1 protein-coding gene is annotated in these 662 nt (G+C 34.7%); it reads left to right on the forward strand.

All coding sequences use genetic code 11. From position 1 onward, the window contains the following. Positions 1-69: 69 nt before the first annotated feature. On the forward strand, positions 70-447 hold the full coding sequence (locus tag HMPREF0373_RS06195) for a hypothetical protein (RefSeq protein ID WP_021738797.1): 378 nt from the start codon (positions 70-72) through the stop codon (positions 445-447). The last annotated feature ends 215 nt before the right edge of the window (positions 448-662 follow it).

Raw genomic sequence — 662 nt, forward strand, 5'->3', positions numbered from 1 at the left:
AATTATCAATGTCTGGAAATTGTGTGGGATTAAGTTTGAATTGGAATTTATGGAAGAAGGAAAGTATATATGAATTTTATAGACAAGGCATTGGCAGGATTTACAAGTGGTGAAGATTTTGTTCAGAAAATGGCGGACATTTACGAGTATCAAGAAGTAAGAGAAGAATTAGCAAATTATCCAACATGGATCAGGAATATCATAACCGTTATTGATTATGACACAGAGCTGGCTATGGATGGTTTAGAGTTTAAAAGTTATAGAAATGTTATCGATGCTCTGACTGATATAGGGGTGACTACGGAAGCACAGGTTTTGATTGAATTGGAAAGTGACATGTCGCAAGATGGGATAGATAGCTGTTATTCAAAACTAGCACTGAACAATGATTATGAGGCTTTCTGGGATAAAATATATTTGTATGCTGACAAGAATATGAAACAATAAGTAAGATTTTGGCAAAAAGCTTATTAGTGGAATAGTCCTTGTTGCTATGACGCCAGAGAGAAAAGCAGATTTTTAGAGAAGGTTGGATTTATGACGAAAGAGCAGATAATTGCTGGATTGCAAAATGCAGCAAAACCATATGAAGAATATTATATAGAAGATGATCTGATAGATGCTATCAACCAATATCCAGAACCTTTTGAATTAGTGGAGCC

Origin of the sequence: Eubacterium ramulus ATCC 29099 (genome assembly GCF_000469345.1) — a bacterium.
In the GTDB taxonomy this organism is placed as follows: domain Bacteria; phylum Bacillota; class Clostridia; order Lachnospirales; family Lachnospiraceae; genus Eubacterium_I; species Eubacterium_I ramulus.

Bases quoted from the DNA above. Each gene is read 5' to 3' on its own strand.
- HMPREF0373_RS06195 (WP_021738797.1), top strand. From the start codon at position 70: ATGAATTTTATAGACAAGGCATTGGCAGGATTTACAAGTGGTGAAGAT.